The 4,119-nt window shown below is 62.2% G+C and carries 4 protein-coding genes; all 4 read left to right on the forward strand.

Going from position 1 to position 4,119, the window contains the following annotated elements; genetic code table 11:
• The first annotated feature begins 66 nt into the window (after window positions 1-66).
• A complete protein-coding gene (locus EN955_RS33830; protein WP_013531480.1) occupies window positions 67-390 on the forward strand; it encodes a septum formation initiator family protein in 324 nt (107 codons plus the stop codon).
• A 194-nt stretch (window positions 391-584) separates the two neighbouring features.
• Window positions 585-1,622 carry a pyruvate dehydrogenase (acetyl-transferring) E1 component subunit alpha gene (gene pdhA / locus EN955_RS33835; protein WP_013531481.1) on the forward strand — a complete coding sequence of 346 codons (1,038 nt, stop codon included), beginning with the start codon at window positions 585-587 and terminating at the stop codon, window positions 1,620-1,622.
• 15 nt (window positions 1,623-1,637) lie between these two features.
• Entirely contained in the window at window positions 1,638-3,041 is a 1,404-nt protein-coding gene (locus EN955_RS33840; RefSeq protein WP_013531482.1) for a pyruvate dehydrogenase complex E1 component subunit beta, read from the forward strand.
• 18 nt (window positions 3,042-3,059) lie between these two features.
• Window positions 3,060-4,119, forward strand: a 1,060-nt coding sequence (locus tag EN955_RS33845; protein WP_127223557.1) for a 2-oxo acid dehydrogenase subunit E2, incomplete at its 3' end; no start/stop codon positions are given.

Raw genomic sequence — 4,119 nt, forward strand, 5'->3', positions numbered from 1 at the left:
TAGAGCATGATGTCGTCCGAAAACCGCTTCACACTTTTCGGCATCATGCTCTAGAGGAATCGGGCGATGTGGACGCGTCAGCACAAGCAGAGAAACACCGGCCGGCTGATCATTCCCTCGCTTTGCGTGGCGTTCCTGGCCTATTTCGGCTTTCATGCCTATCACGGCGAATTCGGTATCTACTCGAAATATCAGCTGGAAGCCCAGACGGTTGCGCTGCAAGGCCAGCTCGATGCGATCAAGGCGCGCCGCATGGAGCTCGAGCGCCGCGTTCGGCTGATGCATGAAGGCACGCTCGAGAAGGACATGCTCGATGAGCAGGCGCGCAAGGCGCTCAATCTGTCCCAAGCTGACGAAATCACCATTATGTTGCCGGCCTCGGCGAAATAACTGATTTCAAGTTAATCACCAATATTTTCAATGATTTTAATCGCTTAGGCGCATGCCAGCTATGCAAATTCGGCATGGCGCAACGCTTTGACGCGTGTTAGCCTCCCTAAAATCGGTGGGGAGGAGCTGATCTCCCCAGAGCAGATTTCATCCTGCTCTAATGTCCACGAAGAGACGCCAACAGGGAGTGATGCATGGCCACCGCCGCCAGAAAAGCGCCTGCCAAATCCAAATCCGACGGCAAATCGGGGCTTTCGGCCCCCAAACCTGTCGAATTCACCAAGGACGAAGAGCTTGCCGCTTACCGGCACATGCTGCTCATCCGTCGTTTCGAGGAAAAGGCCGGCCAGCTCTACGGCATGGGTTTCATCGGCGGCTTCTGCCACCTCTATATCGGCCAGGAAGCGGTCGTCACCGGCATGAAGATGGCGCTGATCGACGGCGATCAGATGATCACCGCCTATCGCGACCACGGCCACATGCTGGCGATGGAGCTGTCGCCGCGCGGCGTCATGGCCGAGCTGACCGGGCGTCGCGGCGGCCTGTCACGGGGCAAGGGTGGCTCCATGCACATGTTCTCCAAGGAAAAGCACTTTTATGGCGGCCACGGCATCGTCGGCGCGCAGGTGTCGCTCGGCACGGGCTTGGCCTTCGCCAACCGCTACCGCGACAACAACAATGTCTCGCTGACCTATTTCGGCGACGGTGCGGCCAACCAGGGCCAGGTCTATGAAAGCTTCAACATGGCCTCGCTGTGGAAGCTGCCGGTGATCTACATCATCGAGAACAACCGGTATGCCATGGGCACCTCGGTGTCGCGCTCTTCGGCGGAAACCAATTTTTCGCACCGTGGCGCTTCGTTCAAGATTCCCGGCATCCAGGTCGACGGCATGGACGTGCGCGCTGTCAAGGCCGCCGGCGACCAGGCGACCGAATGGTGCCGCGCCGGCAACGGGCCGATCATTCTCGAAATGCAGACCTACCGCTACCGGGGGCACTCGATGTCCGATCCGGCGAAATACCGCTCGAAGGAAGAAGTGCAGAAGATGCGCTCCGACCATGACCCGATCGAACAGGTCAAGGCGCGGCTCATCGAGAAGAAGTGGGCAACCGAGGACGAGCTTAAGACCATCGACAAGGAGGTCCGCGACATCGTCGCTGACGCCGCCGAATTTGCCCAGAACGATGCAGAGCCGGATCCGTCCGAGCTCTGGACCGATATCGTATTGTAACGGGAGGGCAAGGACATGCCGATCGAAATTCTCATGCCCGCTCTCTCGCCGACCATGGAAGAGGGCAATCTTTCCAAGTGGTTGAAGAATGAGGGCGACAAGGTCGTCGCCGGCGACGTCATCGCCGAGATCGAAACCGACAAGGCGACGATGGAAGTCGAGGCCGTCGACGAAGGCACGCTTGGCAAGATCCTGATCGCCGCCGGCACCGAAGGCGTCAAGGTCAACACACCGATTGCCGTTTTGCTGCAGGACGGCGAAAGTGCCGGCGATATCGGCAAGTCCTCGGCTCCCGCCAAGGCGGAAGCACCGGCAAAGGCAGAGGCTCCAGCCGCGGCGGAGGACAAGGCGGAGGCCGCAAAACCGGCTGCCGCGCCGGTGGCTGCTGCACCGAAGACGGAAATCGCCGCCGATCCGGACATTCCGGCCGGCACGGAGATGGTCTCGACCACGGTGCGCGAAGCGCTGCGCGATGCGATGGCCGAGGAAATGCGCCGCGACGGCGATGTCTTCGTCATGGGCGAGGAGGTCGCCGAATACCAGGGCGCCTACAAGATCACGCAAGGGCTGCTGCAGGAATTCGGGCCGCGGCGCGTCGTCGACACGCCGATCACCGAGCATGGCTTTGCCGGCGTCGGCGTCGGCGCGGCGATGGCCGGCCTGAAGCCGATCGTCGAGTTCATGACCTTCAACTTCGCCATGCAGGCGATCGACCAGATCATCAACTCCGCCGCCAAGACGCTCTACATGTCGGGCGGCCAGATGGGTGCGCCGATCGTTTTCCGTGGACCGAACGGCGCTGCCGCACGCGTCGCCGCGCAGCACTCGCAGTGCTACGCCGCCTGGTATAGCCACATTCCGGGCCTGAAAGTGGTGATGCCCTACACCGCCGCCGACGCCAAGGGCTTGTTGAAGGCGGCGATCCGCGATCCCAATCCGATCATCTTCCTCGAGAATGAGATCCTCTATGGCCAGTCCTTCGACGTGCCGAAGCTGGATGATTTCGTGCTGCCGATCGGCAAGGCGCGCATCCACAAGACCGGCAAGGACGTCACCATCGTCTCTTTCGGCATCGGCATGACCTATGCGGTCAAGGCGGAAGCCGAGCTGCGCGGCTTGGGCATCGATGCCGAGATCATCGACTTGCGCACGATCCGGCCGCTCGATCTCGACACCATCATCGCCTCGGTCAAGAAGACCAACCGGCTGATCGTTGTCGAAGAGGGATATCCGCAGAACTCGGTCGGCGACCATATCGCCAACCAGGTGTCGCAGCGCGCCTTCGATTTCCTCGACGCGCCGGTCATCACCATCGCCGGCAAGGATGTGCCGATGCCCTATGCCGCCAACCTCGAGAAACTGGCTTTGCCGAACGTCGGCGAAGTCATCGAGGCGGTCAAAGCCGTCACATATCGCTGAACCGGGCGGGAGGACAAAATGCCAATCAACATCACCATGCCGGCCCTGTCGCCCACGATGGAAGAGGGCAATCTGTCCAAGTGGCTCGTCAAGGAAGGCGACAAGGTTTCGCCGGGCGATGTCATTGCCGAGATCGAGACCGACAAGGCGACGATGGAAGTCGAGGCTGTCGATGAGGGCACGGTCGCAAAGCTCGTCGTTCCCGCCGGCACCGAAGGCGTCAAGGTCAACGCTCTGATCGCCGTGCTCGCTGCCGAAGGTGAGGATGCAGGCGCTGCCGCGAAAAGCGGGGGCGATGCTGCTCCAGCGAAAGCCGAGGCCAAGCAGGACAAGGCGCCAATCTCCCCACCCGTGGGGGAGATGTCGACGAAGTCGACAGAGGGGGGCGCTGTCCCGCCGTCCTCTCAGCGCGAGACGCCCCCCTCTGGCCTGCCGGCCATCTCTCCCACAAGGGGGGAGATCAGCCAGTCGCCGGAAGGACGCACCTTCGCGTCGCCGCTCGCACGTCGCATAGCCAAGGAAGCCGGTGTCGATGTGTCTGCCGTGACCGGCACCGGTCCGCATGGCCGGGTGGTGAAGGCGGATGTCGACGCGGCGATTGCCGGTGGCGGCGCCCAGGCGGCGCCTGCCGCCAAGGCTCCGGCTGGCGCGCCCGCTGCTGCTCCCGCCGCGCCGGTAAAGGCGATGTCGGACGATCAGGTGCTGAAACTGTTCGAACAGGGCTCCTACGACCTCGTCCCGCATGACAATATGCGCAAGACCATTGCGCGCCGCCTGGTCGAGGCCAAGACCACCATTCCGCATTTCTACCTGACGCTCGACTGCGAGCTCGATGCGCTGCTGGCGCTGCGCACGCAGATCAATGCGGCAGCCCCGGTGAAGAAGACCGACAAGGGTGATGCTCCGGCCTACAAGCTGTCGGTTAACGATATGGTGATCAAGGCGATGGCGATGGCGCTGAAGGCGGTGCCCGATGCCAATGCCTCGTGGACCGAAAGCGCCATGGTCAAGCACAGGCACGCCGATGTCGGCGTTGCCGTGTCGATCCCCGGCGGGCTGATCACACCGATCCTCCGCA

It is taken from the genome of Mesorhizobium sp. M7A.F.Ca.CA.001.04.2.1 (assembly GCF_003998485.1).
GTDB lineage: Bacteria > Pseudomonadota > Alphaproteobacteria > Rhizobiales > Rhizobiaceae > Mesorhizobium > Mesorhizobium ciceri.